Origin of the sequence: Baaleninema sp., from assembly GCF_049974805.1 — a bacterium.
GTDB lineage: Bacteria > Cyanobacteriota > Cyanobacteriia > Cyanobacteriales > Geitlerinemataceae > Baaleninema.
In genome coordinates this window covers 1-4,406 of sequence record NZ_JBNGCO010000199.1, presented here as the reverse complement: position 1 = coordinate 4,406, position 4,406 = coordinate 1, and the positions used below count along the sequence as shown (strand labels likewise).

4 protein-coding genes are annotated in these 4,406 nt (G+C 53.3%); 2 read left to right on the top strand and 2 right to left on the bottom strand.

The genetic code is table 11. The features are described 5' to 3' along the window. The coding region (locus tag ACP5D4_RS21120) for a hypothetical protein (RefSeq protein ID WP_428013577.1) at positions 1-210 on the bottom strand (210 nt) is incomplete at its 3' end. 65 nt (positions 211-275) lie between these two features. Here ACP5D4_RS21120 and typA point away from each other — a divergent pair. Continuing rightward, entirely contained in the window at positions 276-2,066 is a 1,791-nt protein-coding gene (typA, locus tag ACP5D4_RS21115) for a translational GTPase TypA (RefSeq protein WP_428013576.1), read from the top strand. Positions 2,067-2,222: 156 nt separating this feature from the next. On the opposite strand, the gene ACP5D4_RS21110 is transcribed toward typA, so the two are convergent. Then, entirely contained in the window at positions 2,223-2,771 is a 549-nt protein-coding gene (locus ACP5D4_RS21110; RefSeq protein WP_428013575.1) for a Uma2 family endonuclease, read from the bottom strand. A gap of 414 nt (positions 2,772-3,185) precedes the next feature. Here ACP5D4_RS21110 and ACP5D4_RS21105 point away from each other — a divergent pair, with 414 nt between their 5' ends. Further along, the gene (locus ACP5D4_RS21105) at positions 3,186-4,319 is read left to right on the top strand and encodes an ATP-binding protein (protein ID WP_428013574.1); all 1,134 of its coding nucleotides are present in this window, start codon (positions 3,186-3,188) and stop codon (positions 4,317-4,319) included. Positions 4,320-4,406: the final 87 nt, after the last annotated feature.

Here is a 4,406-nt window from a genome sequence, read left to right as displayed (position 1 = left end):
CAAACCGTGAGGTCTGGAGAATCGCCGCTCTTTTAAGGCGGCGAGTATGTCAACCTCATCCCCCACCCGCAACTCCGCAATATCGGGAGAAGGGGAGCCATTTCTTCGCAGTCCCTGTCCCAGCCCCCCTTTCCAAGGGGGGTAGGGGGGATGGAGAGCCATTTCTTCGGTGAAAGCGACAGGCGATCGAACCTCAGATCGATTGGTCAACAGATCGGTTAAGATTGTGAAGAAATCTATCGTTCTGTTAACAGCGCACCGTCTGGACGCTTTTTATGTCTCTCCCAATTCGCAACGTTGCAATCATCGCCCACGTCGATCACGGCAAAACAACACTGGTTGACGCCCTACTCAAACAATCCGGCATCTTCCGCGAAGGGGAGGACGTACCGGACTGCGTGATGGACTCGAACGACCTAGAACGGGAACGGGGCATCACCATTCTGTCGAAAAACACGGCAGTTCGCTACAAAGACACCCTCATTAACATTGTCGATACCCCCGGACACGCCGACTTCGGCGGCGAAGTCGAACGAGTCTTAGGCATGGTAGACGGCTGCATCCTCATCGTCGATGCCAACGAAGGCCCCATGCCGCAAACCCGTTTCGTCTTGAAAAAAGCCCTCGAAAAAGGCTTGCGTCCGATTGTCGTCGTCAACAAGATCGATCGCGGCAAAACCGACCCTTACGGCGCTGTCGATAAAGTCCTCGACCTCTTCATCGACCTCGGCGCCGACGACGACCAATGTGACTTTCCCTATCTCTTCGCCTCCGGACTCTCAGGATTCGCCAAAAAAGAACCCGACGACGACAGCGAAGATATGCAGCCCTTGTTCGAGGCAATCTTACGGAACGTTCCTCCGCCGATTGGCGACCCGGACAAACCCCTACAACTGCAAGTCACCACCCTCGACTATTCCGATTACTTAGGTCGCATCGTCATCGGCCGCGTCCACAACGGCACGATTCGCGCCGGCCAGCAAGCCGCATTACTCAAAGAAGACGGCAGTACCGTCAAATCCAAAATCAGCAAACTGATGGGATTTGAAGGACTGGCGCGAGTCGAACTCGAAGAAGCCACCGCCGGAACTATCGTCGCCGTAGCTGGGTTTGACGACGCCAACATCGGCGAAACCATCGCCTGTCCCGACGAACCCAAAGCCTTACCGCTGATTCGCGTAGACGAACCCACCTTACAGATGATGTTCCTGGTGAACGATTCCCCGTTCGCCGGACAGGAAGGGCAATTCGTCACCTCTCGCCAACTGCGCGATCGCTTAATGCGGGAACTGGAAACCAACGTGGCGTTGCGCGTCGACGAAACCGACTCCCCCGACAAATTCGCTGTCTCCGGACGGGGAGAATTACACCTAGGAATTCTCATCGAAACCATGCGTCGGGAAGGCTACGAATTCCAAGTGTCCCAGCCGCAAGTGATTTACCGCGAAGTCAACGGCCAGCCTTACGAACCGTTTGAGTTGCTGGTGTTGGACGTTCCCGAAGAAGCCGTCGGCGGTTGCATGGAACGCCTCGGGGAACGCAAAGGCGAAATGCAGGATATGCGGATGGGGAACGGTCGTTCTCAGTTAGAATTCGTGGTACCGGCGCGGGGCTTAATCGGCTTCCGGGGCGAGTTCATGCGTCTGACGCGGGGAGACGGCATCATGAACCACAGTTTCCTCGAATATCGTGCCATGTCGGGAGATGTGGAAACCCGTCGCAACGGCGTTATTATCGCCTTTGAGGAAGGGGTGGCCACGTTCTACGCCCTGAAAAACGGCGAGGATCGCGGTGTCTTCTTTATTACGCCGGGAACTAAGGTGTACAAGGGCATGATTGTCGGCGAGAACAACCGCCCGCAAGATTTGGAACTCAACGTTTGTAAGACGAAGCAACTGACGAACCACCGTTCTTCGACGGGGGACGAGTTGGTGCAGTTACAAGCCCCTGCGGAGATGACGTTAGAACGGGCGTTGGAGTACATCACTTCGGAAGAGTTGGTGGAAGTGACGCCGGAATCGATTCGCTTGCGGAAGATGCCTGCGAAGAAGTTAGCCCGTCGTTAAGATAGTTGGGAAAACCCCGGTTTTTTAGCCGGGGTTTTTGTCTGTCTTCTCTGTGTTCTCTGTGTCGGGTGTGGTGGATTTCTGAAGTTGAATCTAAAGAATCTAAAGTTCAATATTGGGTTTCACTTTCGCTACACCCAACCGACCGAGAAACTACTACAGAGAAAAAACAAGATCGATCGTCAAATCCAACCCTTCAAATGTCGGCGATTCCAGTTTTTTGGATTCTTTAAACTCTTGAGTTTCATAAAGTCCATCAAGCCATTCTAAAACGGTAATTTTAGACTCTGTTGGATCGACAATCCAATATTCAGGAATTTGCAAAGCGGCGTATTCCGATCGCTTGTATCGATAATCGTCTTCTGGATTTCCGGGGCTGACAATTTCCACCACGAGAAGCGGCGGTTCTTCGAGAATGGCAGAAGGCAAATTGCGTAAAGTTTGACGTTGTGATTTCGTAATAATTACTAAATCGGGAATTCTCGATTTTTGCACGCCAGTTCTCACGCCAACGGTTCCGGGGCGAACGAACCAATCTCGATTTGTTTTTTGAATTTCTTGTTTGAAAATGTCTTGTAAAAAATCGATAATATCGGCGTTTAAACCGCTTTCGGGAGGCATTTCAACCAGTTCTCCGTTAACGAACTCGCATTTTATATCGCGATTTTCGGGGTTCGATCGATACTCTTGAAAGCTATATAGCAATCCTAAGTCAATTGTGGCAATTCATAGAAGTGAAACTCAAGATCGAACGAAGATCGGATTGTCTCTAGATCTGTCTCTAGATCCCCGGCATCTCCAAGATGCCGGGGATCTCGCACAGCTCTGGATCGATCGGGGATTTGGCCACGAATCATTTCCTATGGCTATATTTCCTCGGTATCGTTACTGTCATCTCAAAACCCTCCGTATCTTTTGTGTCTCGGGGCGTGAATTTCTGAAGTTGAATCTCAACTTGAATCTCAACTTGAATCTCAACTTGAATGTTGGGTTTCGCTTTTGCTGCACCCAACCGACTGGCGCACGACTGGCGAACTCTCCTTTAAATTCAGTGTAGCGATCGCTCCCCGTCCTCGAGCAACCTACAATAAAAAAGTCCGAACTGGTGAACCTGCGCCGATGGCACCTTCCAAGACCCGACGACGAAAAACCACATCGCCCCAACCGTCCGCCGAACGCCTGCGACAACAAGCCGAACAGGAGTTCGCCGCCGAACTCGAGGAACTCGCCAAAGCCGACACCCGCCAGCGTCCCCCCAACTGGAACCTGTCCCCCTGGGCGGTTGCGACGTACCTTCTCGGCGGAAACCTCGATAACGGCTTCGAGATTTCCCCTAAATACATCGGAAACCGACGCCTCATCGAAATTGCGATCGCCACCCTCGCCACCGATCGCGCGTTACTCTTGTTAGGTGTCCCCGGAACGGCGAAATCTTGGGTTTCCGAACATCTCGCCGCCGCGATTTCCGGCGATTCCACTCTCCTAATTCAAGGAACGGCGGGAACCAGCGAAGACGCTATTCGCTACAGTTGGAACTACGCCAAACTCATCGCCGAAGGCCCCTCTCGAGAAGCCACCGTTCCCAGTCCCCTGATGCGGGCGATGGAAACGGGGAAAATCGCCCGAGTTGAAGAGTTGACGCGGATTCCCTCGGACGTGCAAGATACGCTGATTACGGTTCTCTCGGAAAAAACTCTCCCCATTCCCGAACTCAATCAGGCGGTATCCGCCCAGAAAGGCTTCAACCTCATCGCCACCGCCAACGATCGCGATCGCGGCGTTAACGACCTCTCCAGCGCCCTGCAACGCCGCTTTAACACCGTAGTCCTCCCCCTTCCCGCCACCGTAGAAATAGAGGTTGAAATCGTCCGCCGTCGCGTGGAAGCCTTGGGGCGCAGTTTGGAATTACCCGCCGAACCTCCCGCGTTGCAGGAAATTCGGCGCGTCGTCACGGCGTTTCGGGAGTTGCGCGACGGGGTGACGCAAGATGGGAAAACTAAGTTAAAATCCCCTACGGCGACGTTAAGTCCGGCTGAGGCGATTTCTGTTGTCAGTAACGGTTGGGCGTTGGCGGCGCATTTCGGCGACGGACAATTTCGGGTTGATGACGTGGCTTCGGGGTTGGTGGGGGCGGTGGTGAAAGATCCTAGCCGCGATTCGGTGGTTTGGAAGGAATATCTGGAAACGGTGGTGAAGGAACGAGAGGAATGGCAGGATTTGTACAGGGCTTGTCGTAAGCTCACCCCGGTCTAAAGACGCGGGGCTTTCGCACTAACCCGTTACTCTATCTAGCCAAGAGCAAGATAGAGGGTTGCGCGTTTTGGGAAGGCTTACAGACTC

Excerpts from the sequence above, each read along its gene's own strand:
- typA (WP_428013576.1), top strand. The coding sequence starts at position 276 with ATGTCTCTCCCAATTCGCAACGTTGCAATCATCGCCCACGTCGATCAC.
- ACP5D4_RS21105 (WP_428013574.1), top strand. The coding sequence starts at position 3,186 with ATGGCACCTTCCAAGACCCGACGACGAAAAACCACATCGCCCCAACCG.